Source organism: Microcoleus sp. S36a_B3 (genome assembly GCF_036700745.1).
Classification (GTDB): domain Bacteria; phylum Cyanobacteriota; class Cyanobacteriia; order Cyanobacteriales; family Microcoleaceae; genus Microcoleus.
In genome coordinates this window covers 1-19,724 of record NZ_JAUBPN010000048.1, presented here as the reverse complement: position 1 = coordinate 19,724, position 19,724 = coordinate 1, and the positions used below count along the sequence as shown (strand labels likewise).

The 19,724-nt window shown below is 46.4% G+C and carries 15 protein-coding genes; 4 read left to right on the top strand and 11 right to left on the bottom strand.

The window, feature by feature from the left end; genetic code table 11:
* Positions 1 to 123: 123 nt before the first annotated feature.
* The 3 genes from QUA01_RS26170 to QUA01_RS26160 all read right to left on the bottom strand — a co-directional run bounded on the left by QUA01_RS26170 (position 124) and on the right by QUA01_RS26160 (position 1,663).
* Entirely contained in the window at positions 124 to 555 is a 432-nt protein-coding gene (locus tag QUA01_RS26170; protein ID WP_333093420.1) for a hypothetical protein, read from the bottom strand.
* Positions 548 to 766 (bottom strand): hypothetical protein, encoded by a 219-nt coding sequence (locus QUA01_RS26165; protein ID WP_333093419.1) that lies wholly within the window; start codon positions 764 to 766, stop codon positions 548 to 550. Before QUA01_RS26165 ends, QUA01_RS26170 begins: the two co-directional genes overlap by 8 nt.
* A 63-nt stretch (positions 767 to 829) precedes the next feature.
* Complete coding sequence (locus QUA01_RS26160) at positions 830 to 1,663, bottom strand: CPBP family intramembrane glutamic endopeptidase (RefSeq protein ID WP_333093418.1); 834 nt, start codon at positions 1,661 to 1,663, stop codon at positions 830 to 832.
* A gap of 433 nt (positions 1,664 to 2,096) precedes the next feature.
* On the opposite strand from QUA01_RS26160, the gene QUA01_RS26155 reads away from it, so the two are divergent.
* From QUA01_RS26155 to QUA01_RS26145, 3 genes are all read left to right on the top strand, one after another.
* Positions 2,097 to 3,545 (top strand): GTP-binding protein, encoded by a 1,449-nt coding sequence (locus QUA01_RS26155; RefSeq protein ID WP_333093417.1) that lies wholly within the window; start codon positions 2,097 to 2,099, stop codon positions 3,543 to 3,545.
* Between the two features lie 127 nt (positions 3,546 to 3,672).
* Positions 3,673 to 5,079, top strand: a complete 1,407-nt coding sequence (locus QUA01_RS26150; RefSeq protein WP_333093416.1) for a 3' terminal RNA ribose 2'-O-methyltransferase Hen1 — start codon at positions 3,673 to 3,675, stop codon at positions 5,077 to 5,079.
* 279 nt (positions 5,080 to 5,358) lie between these two features.
* Entirely contained in the window at positions 5,359 to 7,944 is a 2,586-nt protein-coding gene (locus QUA01_RS26145; RefSeq protein ID WP_333093415.1) for a polynucleotide kinase-phosphatase, read from the top strand.
* A gap of 397 nt (positions 7,945 to 8,341) precedes the next feature.
* Here QUA01_RS26145 and QUA01_RS26140 read toward each other — a convergent pair whose 3' ends face one another.
* Positions 8,342 to 10,039 carry a mechanosensitive ion channel gene (locus QUA01_RS26140; RefSeq protein ID WP_333093414.1) on the bottom strand — a complete coding sequence of 566 codons (1,698 nt, stop codon included), beginning with the start codon at positions 10,037 to 10,039 and terminating at the stop codon, positions 8,342 to 8,344.
* Between the two features lie 77 nt (positions 10,040 to 10,116).
* On the opposite strand from QUA01_RS26140, the gene QUA01_RS26135 reads away from it, so the two are divergent.
* Positions 10,117 to 10,581, top strand: coding sequence for an SRPBCC family protein (locus tag QUA01_RS26135; RefSeq protein WP_194010060.1), 465 nt, complete (start codon positions 10,117 to 10,119; stop codon positions 10,579 to 10,581).
* A 91-nt stretch (positions 10,582 to 10,672) separates the two neighbouring features.
* On the opposite strand, the gene QUA01_RS26130 is transcribed toward QUA01_RS26135, so the two are convergent.
* From QUA01_RS26130 to QUA01_RS26100, 7 genes are all read right to left on the bottom strand, one after another.
* Positions 10,673 to 11,350 (bottom strand): alpha/beta hydrolase, encoded by a 678-nt coding sequence (locus QUA01_RS26130; protein ID WP_333093413.1) that lies wholly within the window; start codon positions 11,348 to 11,350, stop codon positions 10,673 to 10,675.
* Between the two features lie 253 nt (positions 11,351 to 11,603).
* Positions 11,604 to 12,425: a SirB1 family protein gene (locus tag QUA01_RS26125; RefSeq protein WP_333093412.1), complete on the bottom strand. Its 822-nt coding sequence runs from the start codon at positions 12,423 to 12,425 to the stop codon at positions 11,604 to 11,606.
* Between the two features lie 233 nt (positions 12,426 to 12,658).
* Positions 12,659 to 14,536, bottom strand: a complete 1,878-nt coding sequence (gene mutL / locus QUA01_RS26120; RefSeq protein WP_333093410.1) for a DNA mismatch repair endonuclease MutL — start codon at positions 14,534 to 14,536, stop codon at positions 12,659 to 12,661.
* 101 nt (positions 14,537 to 14,637) lie between these two features.
* Positions 14,638 to 15,747, bottom strand: a complete 1,110-nt coding sequence (locus tag QUA01_RS26115) for an ATP-binding protein (protein WP_333093409.1) — start codon at positions 15,745 to 15,747, stop codon at positions 14,638 to 14,640.
* A gap of 333 nt (positions 15,748 to 16,080) precedes the next feature.
* The gene (locus tag QUA01_RS26110; RefSeq protein ID WP_333093408.1) at positions 16,081 to 17,295 is read right to left on the bottom strand and encodes a beta-ketoacyl-ACP synthase; all 1,215 of its coding nucleotides are present in this window, start codon (positions 17,293 to 17,295) and stop codon (positions 16,081 to 16,083) included.
* 384 nt (positions 17,296 to 17,679) lie between these two features.
* A complete protein-coding gene (locus QUA01_RS26105; RefSeq protein WP_442921589.1) occupies positions 17,680 to 18,468 on the bottom strand; it encodes a peptidylprolyl isomerase in 789 nt (262 codons plus the stop codon).
* Between the two features lie 321 nt (positions 18,469 to 18,789).
* Positions 18,790 to 19,356 carry a photosystem I assembly protein Ycf4 gene (locus tag QUA01_RS26100; RefSeq protein ID WP_194012996.1) on the bottom strand — a complete coding sequence of 189 codons (567 nt, stop codon included), beginning with the start codon at positions 19,354 to 19,356 and terminating at the stop codon, positions 18,790 to 18,792.
* Between the last annotated feature and the right edge of the window lie 368 nt (positions 19,357 to 19,724).

Below are 19,724 nucleotides of genomic sequence, written 5' to 3'. Positions count from 1 at the left end.
AATGGTTATTAAATGGGATCGAAAAATCAAAAATAAAGGCAATGCTATTTTATCCGGTTTAGCTGCGTAGCAGCTTAGTATCCCCAGACTAAACCTGCATGAAGCCCGATCGACAAACCCAGCCTATCTTTGCTCGCCTCTTCTTTTAGGACTAATTTCAAATAATAATTCAGCCCGGTAGAAGCAGACATCAAACTCCAGAAAGAAATTCATGTGTCCCAGAATTAATGGAGCATTCCTGTCTTTTGTCCAAGCAAAAGCTAAATCCACTGGAGGAAAGCGCTCAATATTCGCCCTCAATACCAATGCCCGCGCCTCAAACCTAGCCAAATTGCCTCCTAATGGAACAGAAAGTGTTTGACTTTCCCAAATTGCTCCTAATCTTAATCCCATTTCGTAGGGCAATACGTTAACACTAGAACCTGTATCTAGCAAGCCTGATGCACTTAAAGAGCAATTGCGATAAGTTAAAGTTAGTGGCAAGTAAGGCAATGTACTTAATGCACCCAGTTGCGGATCGATTTCGGCAAACGCAAATCTGACTTTATCAACCATGTTTTACTGTTTTTTCTTCTGATAATGCTTTTGCTAAAACAGCAGCGGCTTCAAAAGAGTTGTAGGAATTAGTGCTAGATGCTTTGCCTTGCTCTTCTAGCGGAACTATACCTGATTCTTGCAGTAATTCGGATACGATAAAATGCAGTAGTAAAAGTTTGTCAGTGTGAGGCAAATCTTTCACGAGTGGTAGAAGTTCAGCAAGCTGCATAAAAATTTCCCCAGGTTGGTTGTAGAGTATGGTCTGATCTATTATGCCATTTTCAAGAATTGATTAATCCGATCGCCCTTTTGAACGTTCTGACATTTGCCGCATTCCTACAGCCAAGACGCTCAAAAACAAAAGCCCCACTGCCCCAGCCAACGGATTGCCGTTAATTCCAGTCACCCAATCGGGAACAGAGCCAGAATATCGTACTAACTCTCCGATGTTAATTATATAGTATCCCCAGACTAAACCTGCATGAAGCCCGATCGACAAACCCAGCCGATTTTGACAGTTGCGCTTTGCCAAAACCAGTATTAAACCCAACAACAACAAGCCCGGAAACTGAGGCCAAGTCCGCAGCATTGCCTCCACGGGTTTGATAAAATGAGATAGGGCAAATACCAGGCTATTCGCCCGCACAGAAATTTGATTGTTGTAATCCCGCTGCAATTCGTCCAGCAACCAACCACGGAATACCAACTCCTCCGCAAAACCCACTCCCAAGGCGCTCAAAAGCCCTTCTGCGATGATTCGAGGCAAATTATCAGAATTTTGCCATGCGACAAAGCCCAACAGTCCTTGCACTAAAAATAGGGTGAAAGCGATCGAAATGCCGATCGCCAATCCAGTCAAAAGCTCAAAACCGTTTTGTCGCGTATTGACTAAACCGTAACTTTTGAGCAATTGCGTTTGTCCGTAAACCTGTTTTCCCCAGCGCCGCACTAGGAACAGAAACTCGGCAAACAACAATCCCATTGTCAGAATAGTTGCGAGGTTGCTATCTTTAACTAAGAGATAAATTGGTGCGGCGACGGGCAGCCAGATTGCTGCTAAAATTAATAGAAAAATTATTACTCGTAATAAAAATGGATAATTTGCTATTTTGTTGGCGTTAATCATTGGTGGTAAATTAAATAGATTTTACATGATATTTTGAGAGCATAACATTGCTTGCTGGTGTCAAGTTAAGGTCAAATTTATTCATATACTTCTGTTGGCTGCCGAGGCCAGATCCCCCCTAGCCCCCCTTAAAAAGGGGGGGACAAGATTCTGATCAAACTCCCCCTTCTTAAGGGGGATTTAGGGGGAGCTGTCCTCGGCTATTAACGAACTTAAGAAGGGGGGACAAGATTCTGATCAAACTCCCCCTTCTTAAGGGGGATTTAGGGGGATCTGGCCTCGGCTATAAACGAGAGATACAAAGGTGGTCAGGTTTAAGTTGACACTCACGAGCATTACGGAGTCGCTAATGTACAAAGCCCGCAGAAAAAGCTAGAATAGCATCATATCGGTTAAAACTTTAAGTGAAGCAAAGCTATAACATCAGGTAACAATGACTGAAGCCTCGGATTATTCAAATGTCGATCGCGAATTAGACGACACAATATTAAGTTTCGCAGACATTCAAGCAGAACTCAACCTGCGCCGCGCTAAAGATGCTCTGCGAGATATAGTAGAAAATCTCGACTTGACACCACAAGAGCGAACTGGACTGGAGCCGGAAATTGGCGGCTTGGAAACAATGCTGGACAAGCTAGAGCGCGCTTGCGTGCAAATCGCTGTGTTTGGGATGGTGGGAAGGGGAAAATCTTCGGTTTTAAACGCGCTACTCGGTCAAAATGTGTTTGAAACTGGCCCGACTCACGGGGTGACTCGCACCACAACTATTGGCCAGTGGGATGTGGGAGATGGTGTGGATGACGGTTTACCCGATAGACTTTCGCCAGTTATTTACCGTTTATCGCAAGTAGAATTAATCGATACTCCGGGAATAGATGAAGTTGACGGCGAAACTCGCGAACTTTTAGCCCGCCGCGTCGCCAAACAAGCCGATTTGATATTGTTTGTAGTTGCTGGCGACATTACGAAAGTGGAATATCAAGCACTTTCGCAGTTGCGGGAAGCCGGAAAACCCATGTTATTAGTTTTCAATAAAATTGACCAGTATCCCGATGCAGATAGGCTGGCAATTTACCACAAAATTCGGGACGATCGCGTGAGAGAATTGTTATCTCCCGATGAAATTGTGATGTCTGCCGCTTCACCTTTGACGGCGCAGGCGGTGCGCCGTCCCGACGGAAGTATGAGCGTGCAAATGACTCGCAGTTTGCCGCAAGTTGAGGATCTAAAACTAAAGATTTTGGAGATTTTAGACCGGGAAGGAAAATCTTTGGTAGCACTGAATACGATGCTTTGTGCGGGGGATATTAACGAGCAGTTGGTGCAGCGAAAAATGGAAATTCGAGATGACGCGGCTAATCGCATTATCTGGAATGGGGTAATGACGAAAGCTGTGGCGATCGCCCTAAATCCAGTTACTGTAGTTGATATTCTCAGCGGTGCGGTAATTGATGTGGTAATGATATTAACTTTATCTAAAGTTTACGGCATTGCGATGACAGAAGCAGGGGCGGTGGAATTGCTGCAAAAGATTGCATTGAGTATGGGGGGAATTACTGCGGGGGAATTGTTGGCTAATTTGGGTTTAAGTTCTTTGAAAGGATTGTTGGGTTTGGCCACACCGGCGACGGGAGGTTTGGCCTTGGGGCCTTATCTTTCTGTGGCTGTGACGCAAGCTGCAATTGCTGGGGTTTCTTGCTACGGAATCGGTCAAGTTACTAAGGCTTATTTGGCTAACGGTGCGTCTTGGGGAGATGATGGGCCGAAGGCTGTTGTCAGCAAGATTTTGTCTTCTTTGGATGAGGATTCTATTTTAAATCGGATTAAGGATGAGTTGCGGGCTAAGTTGGATTTGGGGAGTGGGGAAAAACAGCAATCTTAATAGTCAGTAGTCAGTAGTCAGTAGTCAGTAGTCAGTAGTCAGAAGAAGCAATTATGCAATAACAAACACCAATTCCCGATGCCCTGTTTGGCCGAGGCCCGATGCCCGATGCCCAATTCCCAATATTATGTTATTAACCATCTCCACAACTCGCGTCCCAGCTACAGATTTAGGTTATTTGCTGCACAAACATCCCGATCGCCTTCAATGCTTTCCGATGACTTTCGGACAAGCCAGCGTGTTTTATCCCGAAGCGAATGCAGAAAAATGCACGGCGGCTTTGCTGTTAGATGTCGATCCGGTTGCTTTGGTGCGCGGCAAGTCGAAATCGGGCGATCGCCCTCTCGACCAATACGTGAACGATCGCCCCTACGTTGCCTCTTCGTTTCTGTCTGTCGCCCTTGCCAAAGTCTTTAGTACAGCTCTATCCGGTCGCTGCAAAGACCGCCCAGAACTCGCAGAAAGCCCAATCCCTCTAACAGTTAATCTCTCCGTTTTGCCCTGTCGCGGTGGCCAAAAGTTTCTGCGCGAAATGTTTGAGCCGCTGGGCTATCAAGTGACAGCAAAACCGCTGATTCTTGACGCGCAATTTCCAGAATGGGGCACGAGTCCTTACTTTTCGGTGGAACTGCAAAATACAATTTGTTTGGCGGATTTGTTGAGCCATCTCTACGTGCTAATTCCGGTGTTGGATGACGACAAACATTACTGGGTTGGCGATGATGAAATCGAGAAGTTATTGCGTCACGGCGAAGGTTGGTTGAACGCGCATCCCGCCCGCGAACAAATTGCCGATCGCTATTTGAAACGCCAGCGCCGCTTGACGCGCCTTGCTGTGGCACAATTAGCAGAAGCCGATAATCTTGACCAGGAGAAACTAGAAATTTCTCACCAGCAAGAAGAGGAAGTTTTAGAACAGCGAATTAGTCTCAACCAACAGCGTTTAGATGCTGTGATGGAGGTTTTAAAAGCCAGCAATGTTAAGCGAGTTGTAGATTTGGGTTGCGGTGAGGGAAAACTGCTGCGATTGCTTTTGAAAGAAAGTGGGATCGAACAAATTACGGGAGTCGATGTTTCCCACCGGGCATTGGAAATTGCCACGGAAAGATTGCAAATAGAATGCTTATCTCCCGCACAACAATCTCGGATTCAACTAATCCAAAGTTCGCTGATTTATCGGGACAGCCGCTTGACAGATTTTGACGCAGCGGCGGTAATTGAAGTGATCGAACATCTCGATTTAGATCGGTTGGCTGCTTTCGAGCGGGTGTTGTTTGAGTTTATTCGGCCCAAAAGTGCGATCGTCACAACTCCAAATATTGAATATAACGTGCGGTTTGAAAACTTGCCTGCAGGGAAATTTCGCCACCGAGATCACCGCTTTGAGTGGACGAGGGCAGAATTTCAAACTTGGGCGAATGGGGTTGCAGAACGGTTTGGGTTTGCAGTAGAGTTTCGTTGTGTGGGAACCGAAGATTTAGAAGTAGGTTCGCCTACGCAAATGGCAATATTCACCCAATGCAAAATCTATTAATAAAAATAACTGGTTCCTAGGCAGAGCCTAGGAACCGATAGCCAGAGGCTCTGCCTCGCGAGGTTCGATGAAAATTCGAGGCAGAGCCTCTGGATCTGCGTTACTAGGCAGAGCCTAGTAACGAGTAAATCACTATTAAACTATAACTGGTTCCTAGGCTCTGCCTGGGAACCGATGGCCAGAGGCTCTGCCTCGCGAGGTTCGATGAAAATTCGAGGCAGAGCCTCTGGATCTGCGTTACCAGGCAGAGCCTAGTAACGAGTAAATCACTATTAAACTATGAAAATTACCCTTCCAGAACTATCTTTAGTCGTTCTCATCGGTGCATCCGGTTCCGGGAAATCTACCTTTGCGCGCCAACATTTCCTGCCGACAGAAATCATTTCATCGGATTACTGTCGCGGCCTGGTTTCCGATGACGAAAACAATCAAGCTGCAACCGCAGATGCTTTTGAATTACTGCACTTTATCGTTGCTAAACGCCTTGCAGCAGGCCGATTAACTGTTATAGACGCGACAAATGTTCAGCCGGAAAGTCGCAAACCTTTGTTAGAATTAGCTCGAAAATACCATTGCATTTCGGCCGCAATTGTGCTAAATTTACCCGAAAAATTGTGTGCCGATCGCAATCAACAACGTCCAAACCGCAACTTTGGCAGTCACGTAGTTCGCCGCCACGTTCAGAATTTAAAGCGATCGCTACGAAACCTCGATCGCGAAGGATTTCGCTACGTTTACATCCTCCGTTCCCCAGAGGAAATCGACGCGGTAGAAGTCGCCAGACAACCGCTGTGGAACAACCGCAAAAGCGAGTCCGGCCCGTTTGACATCATCGGCGATATTCACGGCTGCTGCGGCGAATTAGAGCAATTGCTGCAACAGTTGGGCTATCAAATTGTGGAAAAAACCAGCGAGTCCGGCTTCTGGGATTTTCCCACCTACGCGCACCCAGAAGGGCGTAAAGCCGTGTTTTTGGGCGATTTGGTCGATCGGGGCCCGCGCATTCTCGACACCCTCAAACTCGCGTGCAACATGGTAGCAGCAGAAACAGCATTGTGCCTCCCCGGCAATCACGACATTAAATTGCTGAAAAAACTCAACGGCAAAAATGTCAAAATCAATCACGGACTCGAACAAACCTTAGCAGAAATAGCAGCTTTGCCCGACGAATTTCGCGAATCTGCGGAAACAAAAATCCGCCAATTTCTAGACAGTTTGATCGGGCATTACGTCCTCGACGGCGGCAAATTAGTCGTCGCCCACGCCGGAATGAAAGCAGAATTTCAGGGACGCGCATCCGGGAGAATTCGAGATTTTGCCTTGTACGGAGAAACAACAGGCGAAATCGATGAATTCGGCTTACCAGTCCGCTACAATTGGGCCGCCGAATATCGCGGCACAGCAGCAGTTGTTTACGGACACACCCCTGTCCCGGAAACAGAATGGTTTAACAATACCGTTGATATTGACACGGGCTGCGTTTTCGGAGGCAAACTAACAGCTTTGCGCTATCCTGAAAGAGAATTTGTCAGCGTTGCGGCTGCTAGAGTTTACTGCGAACCTGTCAAGCCGATCGCACTTACTGCTGTTACAACTCCTCTCACCGCCCAACAGCAATCTGACGATATATTAGACATTGCCGACGTATTGGGCAAGCGGATTATTTCCACTCGCCTGCAAAACAACATTACGATTAAAGCAGAAAATGCGATCGCCGCCCTGGAAGTAATGAGCAGATTTGCCGCTAATCCCAAGTGGCTGATTTATTTGCCTCCCACAATGTCTCCCGTCGCTACTTCCAAAGAACCGGGACTTTTAGAACATCCAGCCGAAGCATTTAGCTACTACCAACAGCAGGGCGTATCGACAGTTGTCTGCGAAGAAAAACACATGGGTTCCCGTGCAGTGGTGATTGTTTGCCGAGATGAATCGGCGGCCAAACAGCGCTTCGGGATTCTTAACAACAGCATCGGTATTTGTTACACCCGCACCGGACGGCATTTCTTCAATGATCCTAGTAGAGAAACCGAATTTTTAGCTAGAATCAATGTTGCTTTAACTGCTAGCAATTTTTGGGATAAATTTCAAACTGACTGGGTTTGTTTGGACTGCGAATTGATGCCTTGGTCTGCCAAAGCTCAAGAATTATTGCAGCAACAGTACGCCACAGTGGGAACAGCTTCTAATACTGCGTTTGCGGATGCGATTAAAAACTTAGAACAGGCAAACCAGCGGGGAGTTGAAGTTAGCAATTTACTGAGTCGCCACCAAGAGCGATCGCAACTAGCGCATCAATACGTTAAAGCCTACCAGCGTTACTGCTGGCCTGTCAAATCCATCTCCGACCTCAAATTAGCGCCTTTCCACATCTTGGCAACCGAGGGAAAAGTTCATACTGACAAAAATCACTGCTGGCACATGGAACAGATTGCAGAAATTTGTCAAGCTGACCCGGAATTGCTGTTAGCTACTGAATACAAAGTAGTGGAAATTGCAGATTCTGACAGCCAATCTGCCGGGATAAAATGGTGGGAAAAACTGACTGATGGGGGAGGCGAAGGCATGGTTGTTAAACCAATCGATTTTATTATAAAAAATAGCAAAGGACTGGTGCAGCCTGCGGTAAAATGTCGCGCTAAAGAGTATTTGCGGATTATTTACGGTTTGGAATATTCATTGCCGGAACATTTGGAAAAATTGCGATCGCGCGGACTTTCAGGAAAGCGTTCTTTGGCGTTGCGAGAGTTTGCTCTCGGTATAGAAGCGTTGGAGAGATTTGTGGCGGGCGCTCCTTTGAGGCAAGTTCACGAGTGCGTTTTCGGAGTTTTAGCGATGGAGAGCGAACCTGTCGATCCGAGGCTGTAATCTGAAGGTATAAAGCAGGCCGCTGCTGGGATATTCTATTTCTGATTGTTCGATAGAAGTGAAAACTGTCACAGTTTAAGCCTCCTCAGTTCTCGCTAATTTTATTTTAGCACTATAGCATTTCTCAGAAAGATGAGGTGCCGCTGGGCATAGGGCATAGGGCATATTTCACAATGCTTGAAAACCGCTATAGCTCTAAAAAACGATGACTGAGATCATCCTGACCGTCTTGAATGACAACTAACAACTAACAACTAACAACTAAGAGGGCGGGCCCGCACCATCCACCGCCCCTACCAACTAACAAATAACAAATAACAAATAACAAATAAGAAATAACAACTAACAAATAACAAATAAAATGGCGTTTGTCAAGTACAAACGCCATTTTATAGAGTTACAAACGCGGCGTTTTATCTTGTTTAAACGACGCTAACCATTGGCGAAGTTCGTTGGCCGCAATCTCGCGGCCACCCAAACCAAAGGCTAGAGCAATTCCAACTGCGATCGCCCCTAGCAGCAGCCCGAAAGCTAAATTCACAATATCGCTGCCAATGCCCATTTGTTGCAGCGCTAATGCTGCCACAAAAGCAATAATCGCGATGCGAGCGGTTTGGCCCAACAACCGCGCTTGGCGAGTTCCAGAACTAGCAATCAAACTAAAGGCCAGGTTCGCTAAATACAAGCCGATCGCAAATACGACCAAACCGGCCAGCACTCTACCTGCAACCAGCACAATACCGCTGACAATCGCCGTCAGCGCCGGAATCCCCAGCACGTCGGTAGCAGCAACCACAGCAAACAGCATGATGCCTACCTGCACCACAATGCCGACAAATTGCGAAGGCGTGCGGGCCGGCAGATCCGGTTCTTGCAGAATCGTTGCTTCAGGATCGATCGAACTCGGCGGTAGTCGTAGCGGCTGTTTCGGCTGCACTCCCAACCAAGAAAAGATATTGTTAAACCCAATTCCGGTGAAGATATTAGTCACCAAATCGCCGATCCAGCGCCCCAAAATGTAAGCAACTGCCAGAATTATGGCTGCTGTGAAAATGTTGGGAAGCGCGCCCAGAATCGTGTTGAGCATCGCGATGGCCGGCAGCGAAATCGCTTGGATGTCCAAAGCGTTCAAAGCTGCGATCGCCGTAGGAATCAAAATCAACACGTAGACGATCGTACCGATAATCCACGACAGCGATTGTCCGCCCGAACTCCGGGAAATACCAAACCGAGCGCCCAAACTGTCCGCCCCAGCAGCAGCCAGCAGGTTCGTAACAATCCGCTGCACCACTTGAGCCAGCAGCCAGCCGATAAACCCAATCACCAAAGCTTCCAGGATTTTCGGAATTGCCGCCAAAATTTGGTTTAGCAAATTATTAACTGGTAGCAAAGCCTGCTGCAATTCCAGCGATTCGAGAACCGACGGCAAAAACAGCAGAAAAATGAACCAGTACAGCGCATTCGCCAGAGTCTCGCTCAGCAGCAAAGGATTCTCGTTTGGTGCATTCCCCACCTGCTGATTCAAGCGCTCGTCTACGCCAAAAGTCCGCATCGCCCGCGATAGAGCCAATTTGGCAATTGTCGCCAACACCCAAGCAATCCCCAGAAAAATTAGGGCTTTGGCTAACTTCGGCAAAGCACCAGCAATTTGATTGAGAAAAGTATTGAGGGGTTGCGAGACAGCCGTTAAATTCAGCCGGTTGAAAAAGGCAACTAGGAAAAAGATAAAAATGATCCAGAATACCGCAGCGGAAATCCATTTTTCCACTTGCGGGGATCCTTGTCCTTCCGGGCGGCCAGTAATCCAACCAGCCAGTCGGTTGTCTATCGTAGTCTTTTTGAGCAATCCCCCGACTAAAGATGAGACCAGGGCTGATACGATCAAGCCAATTAGCAGGATACCGATCGCCCAGAGGAGATTTTCCAGGTTTGAACCCACCACAAAATCGTTAATTCCGCGTTCGGCATCAGCCAGGGGATTCGCGGCGGGTTGGACTTGTGCCAAAATGCGTAGCGTAGCGGGGCGTAAGCCATCGGACATAACGGCTATTGGGTTCGATATCTGTTGAGTTATTTCTTGCCAAGTTTGATTCATTTTTTTCTCAGGTTGACGTCACATTTGACAAGGCAGATCAAAAACTGTCAGAATACGCTTCTAGCTTGCAGGTTTTCATGTCAATTCGTCAAGTTTTCGAGCAATCAATTGAAATTGGCGCTGCAGCCACCTTGGTGGAGCGCTGTATAGTCGATCGCACTTTGATGCACAAGTGGCTCAATCCCATGCTGCGCTGCGAACCAGAGGGCGAGTGGGATACTGCTGTGGGAAGCCGCAGCTTGTTCATCATAAAAATTCCGGTTTTGCAACCCACTTTAAACAGCGTGGTGTTAGAGCGACAACCCGGTTTAATTGTTTGGGGGTTTGACGGATTTTTCCAAGGGTGCGATCGTTGGGAATGCCAGCCCCACATCCAAGGAACTCTTTTGATTAACCGCTTTGAATTCCAAATCCCCAATCCTTTAATTAGATTTGGTTTCAATAGCTTTGCAGCTTCTTTGACAAAAAAAGACATGAAAGACCAACTCCGCCGACTCAAACGAGTAGCGGAGCAATTATCTCAAGAAATTAGTAATAGCTAATAGGTAATACCAATTCTGGTTGCAACCATAGATGATTGTTAACTGTTGACAGTCAACAATTATGTATGAGTGCAACCGTAATTGATATTATTTACTTCCCAGCCCCCGGTGATGAATTTGGCTGACAAATCATTTGTCTTGCTTGACCAGCAGTATTTTGCAAAGCTGGGGAATTCTTATAGATATCCTGCATATCTTGCAAATCTTTGATGACTCGCTGATAGATTACCATCGCTTGATCTCCATTCACTTCTAAAGCGGCAGGCCCGTAATTTTGAATCACTTCGATCAGCGATATTTTGCCATCTTTAGAAGCTGCGACTAAAGCATCGCGCAGTGCCGGCGCGCTTTGCAGCCGAGTTGTCGGCGTATAAGCAACCTCGCCCAATTCTTTGAAAACAATTTCCCCAAAATAAGTATTTGCCAGCCGCATTACTAATTGGGAATCTAAAGCCACTTCTCGCGTTAATATTTCGCGCACCGCTTCGGGTTTTTGTTTCGCCAGATTCAGAACGCTTTGCAATTGAGGTGATGCTTGGCCGGTTTGTGCAAAGCTTTGCAAGTCGCTCATCGGTAAAGTTACGTCAACTGCCCCGTATTTTACTGTAACATTGTCTAGTGCAAAGGCTTTGCTGCTGTTGAGAAATACTGCACTTGTCGAGATTAAAAGTGCCAAACCTAATGATAAAGATTTTGACATTTTTTTGGTAAAATGGGCTGACTGTGGTTGCATTCCGTTGAGATAATTTTGTTGAAACTTAAAGTTCATGGGTTTGTGCCTCTTTACGTCAAAATACAGTTTCGATCGATCGCCTCTGCGGGTATCTGTCGAGAAAGTGGAGTCAGGAGTTCCGTAAATGACATAATATTTTACAGTCAGGTCGAGCAAATGTAACCTATCAAAAGATAGGTGTTAATTGCTCGGTTATATGTTATGTCCAGATTTGCAAAAATTCGATCGAACTTTGTAAAACTTATCGAGTGTAGCTTGGGGTGCGATGTTGTGCGATCGCCCATTTAACTTAGTTCTGATCGAGCCTTGCGAGCAATTGGCGAATTGCAGCAGCATCCTCAGCATTCGGAGCATTTGTCAGGTATAGTTCCAAGTCGTGCCGCGCCTCGGCAAAACGACCAATTTGATAGAAAAGAATTCCGCGCTCGCGCCTTTCCAACAGCGCATCGGGAAACAACAGCAAAATCCGTTCGATCGCCCCCAACACCCTCAACGCATCGCGCTGCTGCAAATAAATCGCCTTCAAATTTCCCAGCATTCGCCCCAACAACTGCCGCGTACTTACCGGGGCGAGAAAAGCCGGTTGTAACTCCATCGGTTGACCGTAAATTTGAGAAAGTCTCCCTTGACAATCTTCAGGAAATAGTATCTCGCCACCATTAAACGCATCCACAAAAATCCCAGCACCTTCAAAATCCGGCTTAATTAAAAAATGTCCCGGCATCCCAATCCCCACCATCGGAAAATCAATGCGCTTAGCAACCTCCAAATAAACCAGAGATAAAGAAATCGGAATCCCAGTACGGCGATCGAGCACTTGATTCAAAAAACTATTGCGGGGGTCATAATAATCAGCATCATTGCCCGAAAATTCCAAATCCTCATACAAATAGCCGTTAATAGTTTGAATGATCCGCAGGGGATAATTCTGTGGCGGGAGGCGCAAACGCACTCGATCGGCGATCGAATCGAGAACATTTAAATACGCTTGAAGCTCTAAATTCGGGTATTCCTCCAAAGCCACATACAAAGCAGCTTTCGCCAGGTCGATCGAGTTGTCTGGCTGACTAATTTCTTGGTAAAAAAGTTGTCGGGCGATCGTCAAATCCATAATAATAATTTACTCAACATTAATTAACATTTTATCCGCATATCCTGTCACCCAAAAAAAACTCAACAAAACCTCTCTTTTCCTCCTCTCTGCGTTCTCTGCGCCCTCTGCGGTAAAAAAAACAGCATATCCAGTTGCCCAAAAAACCCTCAACAAAACCTCTATTTTCCTCCTCTCTGCGTTCTCTGCGCCCTCTGCGGTAAAAAAAACAGTTTAGTATGTAACGCACACCTTCAAATACCGTGACTTTTACCAATCACCCAACTGCGACGAAAAATCCTAGCCAGAGTCGATTCTTCCAAAGCAAAATAGATAGGTCTGCCGTGAGGACAAGTACGCGGATTGCGAGTTTGTTGCCATTCATTCAACAAATTTTGCATTTGCAAAAGACTCAAAGAAGTACCGTTGCGAATAGCGCTGCGACAAGCAGTAGCAACTTGAGCAGCTTGCAAATCTGCGACTTTACTGAGTTCAAAAAGCGCCGCCGCACAGTCATCTCGATCGGCTAACAATTCAGGCACTTCTCGCGCCGCCCATAGCTGTTCGCCAAATATTTCTACTTCCAAACCCAAGCGGGATAAATTCTCAATTTGCAGCGCCGATAATTGACTGAGAATTACTGGTTTTTCGAGATTTTTTAGCTGCCAAGCCGCACACAATTTTTCGTACAAAACGCGCTCGTGAGCGATGTGTTGTTCTATCAACCACATTCCGCTGGAATGTTCCGCCACAATGTAAGTATTGTGAACTTGTGCGATCGCCCTGAGTTCCATCAATCCTATTTTATGATTTTTTGGCTCTTCGCCGCCTTCATCGTTCTGGCGAGCCGAAACCCCTACACTGTAAGCACTTTTTTGTTCCGACACCTTCAGCAATTGTTCCACGCGATCGGGAATATGTGGCGCTGGCAAAACTTCATCATTCAAGTGCAAAGCCCGATCGATTGCCGCGCTAACTTGTGCTTGCCAAAAACTCGGATCGTGCAGATAAATTTCCGCTTTAGCCGGGTGGCGGTTCCAGTCGATTTCTGATGGGGAGATTTGCAGGTGAACAAAACACACGGGATAGCGATCGCGCGGACAAGTACGGGCGAAGGCGCTGAGAATAGTTTGCTCTAATTCGGGCGATCGCACAACCCGCCGGTTCACCGCCACCTTCACCCAATCTGGCCGCCTGCGGTGACAGCGATCGGGCAAACCAATTACTAACTCCAGAGACTGGGAATTAGGAATTGGGAATTGGGCATCGGGAATTGGGAATTGGTAACTCGCCCCTGTTTTTGACAAAAATAATTGCGCCTGTGCGAAACTATCTGGCAATTTATTCTTTTCAGAAACTGAAGGCAAATCTAACTTTAAATATTGCAAATCGCTTGCTCGCACGCCGCGCACAAACTGAGGTAAAATTTGTTCCGCTGTACTGCTAGGAGTGACGTAGAAACAAGCAGTATTTCCTTGACGCAACTGCCAATTAACGTGCGGGTGACAAATAGCAATTTGCTGAATGATTGATTGGATCGATCGCATTTGCTGTGCCGGAGTCAAAAACGTGCGGCGTACAGGCCAATTGCCAAACAAATCAGACACAGTGACTACCGTACCAGGCGCGATCGCCACTGTTTCCACCTCTACAGCAACGCCCGTCCTGCTGTAAACCACCCGCCAGCCCGATCGAGCATTTTTAACTGCTTCCTTCTTAAACGATGAATTGGCCGGGTTTGGTGCAGACTCTCGATTTTTCCAAAAATCGCCCAATCCCAAATCGTTCGATCGGCTCAAAACCTCCAAACAGCCCAACTGAGCCAAACTGTGCAAAGCTTCCCCGCGAAATCCCAAAGTAGTAATTTTGTAAAGGTCTGCTTCCGTGGTAATTTTGCTCGTACTGTGAGGCGAAGCCGCCTGCTGCAAATTTTCCAGATCCATCCCCGTACCGTTATCTGCAACTTGCACCCGCCACTGTTCGGGCCAGACAGACACAACGATGCGAGTTGCACCAGCATCCAGAGAATTTTCAACTAATTCTCGTACCGCAGCGGCGATCGAGTCAATCACTTCGCCGGCGGCAATTAAATTGATAACTTCTGCGGGTAAGGTTTGAATAGTAACTGGCATCAGATTTTTAGCATTTCATTAATTAAATTCTACTTGATTTTGCCACTCGCTACACATTATATTTCACGAAGATTGAGAAAATCTAGATATCTGTATGCTACTTAAATTTGCTCCGATTCTACAATATTGATTGGCAATCGGATGTAAAAAGTTGTCCCTTTTTCATTGTCCGATTCATAGGTTATTTTTCCTTTGTGAGCATCAACAATCGACTTAGCAATCGCCGTTCCCAAACCAGTACCAGTCCGCTTCCCGTAGGTCACAAACGGTTCAAATAACTTGTCTTTAATTGATGAGGGAATGCCGGGGCCGTTATCGTAAATGCTAATTTCTGCCCACTCCTCGCTTTGTGTCACAATAATCTCAACTCGCCCGCCGCGCCCGCCAAAAGCTTCAACAGCATTCCCAACTAAATTTTGCAAAACGCGCAAAATCTTATTATCGTCGGCTTCCACTATTACTTCTGTTACCCGCAGCACTAAATCTACTTTTGCCGCATCAAAATAAACTCTGTTCAATTTTTCAAACTGCTGCAACGTCTGGATTAAATTGATTGGTTTTTTACTTAATGTAGAGTTACCGCGCGAAAATTCTAATACTTCTTCAGCCATCCCCAACATTCGCTGAACTTGTAATTGAATAAGTTCGCACCACTCCTGAGTTTCCTCATCGGGGTGCATTTCTTTGAGCATTTCGCTGGAGAGTTTAATTCCCGTAAAAGGACTTTTGAAATCGTGAATAATTGTACTCACCATTTCTCCGACTAATACCATTTTTTGTTTGTGTACGAACTGGCTAACATATTGATCTGTAGTATCGCGCAAGTTTTTAATAATGAAATTAAACATTTGCAGTACGGAACTGCCTTGAGCCAACTCTAGAGTTGTTATTAGTTCTTGGCGACCTATTTTTGCCAAAGTCGAGCCGCCAAATGCCACAGCTCTAGCACTGCGAGGCTCTCCGTCTAAAACTCCGAGTTCGCCAAAAAAATCGTCTGGCTTAGCGATAGCAATAGCTTGATATTTATTATTTTCAATCCGCTTGCTAAACTCGACTGCACCTGCTAAAACTAGATAGAAAAAATCGGCCGCTTCTCCTTCGTCAAAAACTAGCGTTTCCTCAGCAAAACTCTCCAATACAGCTATTTGACACAGGTGAGCAGCTTGCAGAGGTTCAAAATAAGAGATAAATCGATGAGATGCCAGATCCATGAGATAGTACCTAATGCTTAATTTAAACAGTTTATTTTTTCTATTTTCGCCGATCGGCATCGATGCGTTGATAAAAGACAATACTGCTTGAATCTGGCTCTATATTCTGGCATCCCTGGCCGGGAAAGGGTGAGCGCCGGAATGCAGAGCCCGACTCAGACAGCAGCAGCAATCTCGCGCAAATTCTTAGCTAATTGACTAAAATCCATAAATATGGTAATATTTTTGAGATTTTTATTAGATGTGCGATCGAGTTCTGCAGCAGCCATTACAAGATTTTAACTTTAGAGAGAGCGCACAATTTAAATGTCGATCGACTGGCATTGCCAAAAATTAACGATCGCCAGATAAGACGATCGCAGCATTCTGCCCGCCAAAGCCAAAACTCAAACAAATCGCATTTCTCACCAGAGTCGATCGCCTGCAGCGAACAAAATCTAATTCAAACCCCGGTTTTTTCAGGCCGGTGCAAGGCGGCAACATCCCATCTCGAATACTCATCAAACAAAAAGCCGCGCCCAAGGCTCCCGAAGCTCCCAAAGTATGAGCAGTAGCCCCCTTAGTCGAACTAACAGCAACTCCAGGGCGAAACAATTTTTCAATTAACAGCGCTTCCTGTCGATCGTTTAAATCAGTTGCAGTACCGTGAGCGTGAACAAAATCAATATCAACGGCTGCTAAATTGCTGCGTTTCAAACATTGATTTACCGCCGCGATCGCACTTTCCCCCCCGATATCGGGTGCGTTAGCATAACAAGCATCATTTGTCAAGCCAAAACCCGAAACTCGCCCGTAAATTTTAGCACCGCGACGGCTTGCCAACTCGGCGGATTCTAATACAAATAAAGCCCCGCCTTCACCGAGCACCAAACCTTCGCGATGTTCGTCAAACGGATAGCAGCCAGTGTCGGCCAAAGCACCCATCCGGTTAAATCCAGCCACAGTCAGTGGTGTAATCGGCGCTTCCACAGCACCTGCGATCGCCCGCTGACACTCACCAGTGCGGATCAAATCAACAGCGCGGGCGATCGACTGCAGGCCCGTCGCACAAGCAGCCATCGGCGCGAGCACGGGCCCCGTCGAGCCAATTGCTCTCGCCGCCGCGATCGCCCCCATATGAGGCAAAAAATCCACGAATCGATAATCGGTAATCGGGAATGGGCGATCGAAAATTGAGCATTCCCTTCCCTCTTCCCTCTTCCCCCTTCCTTCTTCCCTCTTCCTTCTTCCTTCTTCCCTCTTCCCTCTTCCTTCACTTCCCAACTGTTCCAAATTTCCCTGAAATCCTCGACTAGAACCGATCGCAATTCCGCAATCGCGCAAAGGCAAAGTCAAATTAGCATCTTGCAAAGCCTCTGCTAAAACAGGCAGAATTAAACTTATTAAATCAGCAGGTTTTGTACCAACCAAAGCCAAAACTCGCGGTTCAAGTTCTAAAAAAGGTTTATGTATCTCAATTCCAGACTCACCCGCCAACAGTCTTTTCCAGCTATTTGGCAGATTACCCAAAGCTGAAACAAGACCAATTCCAGTAACAACAACATCCATTTTTGTACTTAGCCGTAATGGAGCATCTCAGTTTTGTTTATGTAGTGTCCTCCGAAGTTCGCTTCCTTCTATAGCTCGCTTTTCAAGGACAGTAATACAACAAAAAATGCTTTATGTAAAAATGAAATGCTCCCACCTTAAATCATCAGTCACCAGTTTGTCAGTCAATCCTTCATCCTTAATGACTCATGACCAATGACCGATGACTAATGACTAATGACTAATGAATAATCATATCGTTTCCGGTTGCATCGGAATAATAAAATACAGTCAACAGTCAACAGTCAATAGTTAACAGTCAACAGTCATGTATGAGTGCAACCGGAATTGATATGACCAATGACCAATGACCAATGACTAATGACTAATGACTAATGACTACCTTCAGCTACCAGGTTTAAAATTTTCCAAACCCTGAGTAACAGTAGCCTTCTCAATCCGATCGCCCGCTTCAATCTTATCAACCACATCCATCCCTTCCTTCACGTACCCAAAAACCGCATAGCTACCGTCCAAAAACGGTACATCGGTCAAAGTAAAGTAAAACTGAGAAGAAGCCGAATCAGGACTCTGCGATCGAGCCATCGCCACAGCCCCGCGAGTGTGCATCAACACAGGTTTTTGATCGATTCCAGCTTGTTCTAGCGTTTTGCTGTAAGTCGGACTCGGAGCACCTTTAGCTTTAATTTCCAGAGGAATCCTGCGTTCTGCAGATGTTTTCGGGTCAATAAAACCCCCAGTTCCCAGCCGCGCCGTAGGGAATTTAGGGTCTTTACTCTGCGGGTCGCCGCCCTGAACTACAAAAGGCTGAGGTTCCCGCACTACTCGGTGAAATACCAGCCCGTCGTAGACACCTTTCTGAACCAAATCGACAAAATTGCCCGCAGTAATTGGCGTATTTGTGCCGTCAACTTCGATCGTAATTGGAGCACCTTTGACGATCATCACCACCGTTGCTTTTCCTTCCAAACGCGGCAAATTGCTAAATTGCGAACTCACCGCCACAGCATTAGAAGGAGACGGAGGTGGAGTCAAAGAAATGCTTTCACCAGACACCGGATTCGGTGTCGGAGTTGAGTTAGCCTGTGGGGAACTACCGCATCCCCCGACAAACAACGCACCAATTATTAAAAGTGAGAACAACCACCGCTGAATTTTGATTTGCATTTGCATTTGTATTTTCACTTTCATTTTCATTCAACCGGGTAATGTGTACGGCGAGGTGCACCCTAGATTTATCGATTTGGTGCGTCGCCGTCCAACTTACTAAACATTACCAATTCTGCCATCAAAAATCCCCAATTCCCAATCTCTAAATTCCGAGATTTCTCGATTTGGTGCGCCGAAGCGCACCCTACAAGACATTACGAATTCTGTCATCGAAAATCCCCAATTCCCAATCTCTAAATTCCGAGATTTCTCGATTTGATGCGCCGAAGCGCACCCTACAAGACGACAAGACATTAACAATCGAAAATCGAAAATCGAAAATATCTACAGTCCTTCTAGGGGAACTTGCAAAAATCGAGCTAATTCCGCAGCTTGATTTTCCACATCAGACAAAGCAATCGGCTGTCCGACTCTAGTTAGGGGAAACTGACGGCGGTCTTTCAGCTTGAGATAAATGCTGCGGCGGGGACTGAGACCTTCTTTAATGTCCACCCGCACAGATTGCACGTCGGATGTTTTGCAAGTAAAATCAAGTTTACGGTTTTTGCCGGGAAATCCCCAGCGAAAGATCCGAATGTTACCAGTTTTGCGATCGAACTCATTGTATCCGCCGCCGACATCCCACAGAACAGTCAGCCACAGGTAAAGTGCCAACAGCACGCCGCAGACACCGTAGAAACCCATCGCAATGCCTTGGGGGATAAAAATGAGCTCAGTCGGGTCAGCAAAAGGCAGCAGGTTGACGTGCAAGTAGCTCGAAAGGCCCGAAAGCAGGAAACCAGTCCCTCCAATGGTGACAATCGTCGCCCACCAGTAATTGCTGAAGCGGCGGGAACCCAAAACCTCGTAGCGGAGGATAGAATCGATCGAGGTCGTTGCTTTTGCAGTCATAAGATTAAACAGCCTTAAAGCCAAATTTTAATTCAACTAGCCTACCTCACTCGCACTTCCTTGGCGCGACTGGCTCCTCAACCACCCTTAACTGCGCCGGCGAAAAGCGAGTCAGTTGGCTTGGAAGTACCTCGAATTTCTCGCTTGTGGAACCGATCGCGACTGAGGGAGTACGCATCTAGTGGGGAAATTCTGGTGTTTGAGTTGAAATTTTATCAACTTATAATATATAGTTATGTTAACTTTAATTAGAAACCTTGGTCTTTTAACAAGCAAGAGGATTTTATAACTATGACAATCGCAGTCGGACGCGCCCAGACCGAAAGAGGCATCTTTGATGTACTCGACGACTGGCTCAAGCGCGATCG

What these genes read in the sequence shown, in the direction of transcription:
- QUA01_RS26105 (WP_442921589.1), bottom strand. Translation starts at nt 18,468, where the DNA reads ATGCAAATGCAAATCAAAATTCAGCGGTGGTTGTTCTCACTTTTAATA.
- QUA01_RS26115 (WP_333093409.1), bottom strand. Translation starts at nt 15,747, where the DNA reads ATGGATCTGGCATCTCATCGATTTATCTCTTATTTTGAACCTCTGCAA.
- QUA01_RS26145 (WP_333093415.1), top strand. Translation starts at nt 5,359, where the DNA reads ATGAAAATTACCCTTCCAGAACTATCTTTAGTCGTTCTCATCGGTGCA.
- QUA01_RS26130 (WP_333093413.1), bottom strand. Translation starts at nt 11,350, where the DNA reads ATGAACTTTAAGTTTCAACAAAATTATCTCAACGGAATGCAACCACAG.
- QUA01_RS26170 (WP_333093420.1), bottom strand. Translation starts at nt 555, where the DNA reads ATGGTTGATAAAGTCAGATTTGCGTTTGCCGAAATCGATCCGCAACTG.
- mutL (WP_333093410.1), bottom strand. Translation starts at nt 14,536, where the DNA reads ATGCCAGTTACTATTCAAACCTTACCCGCAGAAGTTATCAATTTAATT.
- QUA01_RS26100 (WP_194012996.1), bottom strand. Translation starts at nt 19,356, where the DNA reads ATGACTGCAAAAGCAACGACCTCGATCGATTCTATCCTCCGCTACGAG.
- QUA01_RS26140 (WP_333093414.1), bottom strand. Translation starts at nt 10,039, where the DNA reads ATGAATCAAACTTGGCAAGAAATAACTCAACAGATATCGAACCCAATA.
- QUA01_RS26125 (WP_333093412.1), bottom strand. Translation starts at nt 12,425, where the DNA reads ATGGATTTGACGATCGCCCGACAACTTTTTTACCAAGAAATTAGTCAG.
- QUA01_RS26160 (WP_333093418.1), bottom strand. Translation starts at nt 1,663, where the DNA reads ATGATTAACGCCAACAAAATAGCAAATTATCCATTTTTATTACGAGTA.
- QUA01_RS26150 (WP_333093416.1), top strand. Translation starts at nt 3,673, where the DNA reads ATGTTATTAACCATCTCCACAACTCGCGTCCCAGCTACAGATTTAGGT.
- QUA01_RS26155 (WP_333093417.1), top strand. Translation starts at nt 2,097, where the DNA reads ATGACTGAAGCCTCGGATTATTCAAATGTCGATCGCGAATTAGACGAC.
- QUA01_RS26165 (WP_333093419.1), bottom strand. Translation starts at nt 766, where the DNA reads ATGCAGCTTGCTGAACTTCTACCACTCGTGAAAGATTTGCCTCACACT.
- QUA01_RS26135 (WP_194010060.1), top strand. Translation starts at nt 10,117, where the DNA reads ATGTCAATTCGTCAAGTTTTCGAGCAATCAATTGAAATTGGCGCTGCA.
- QUA01_RS26110 (WP_333093408.1), bottom strand. Translation starts at nt 17,295, where the DNA reads ATGGATGTTGTTGTTACTGGAATTGGTCTTGTTTCAGCTTTGGGTAAT.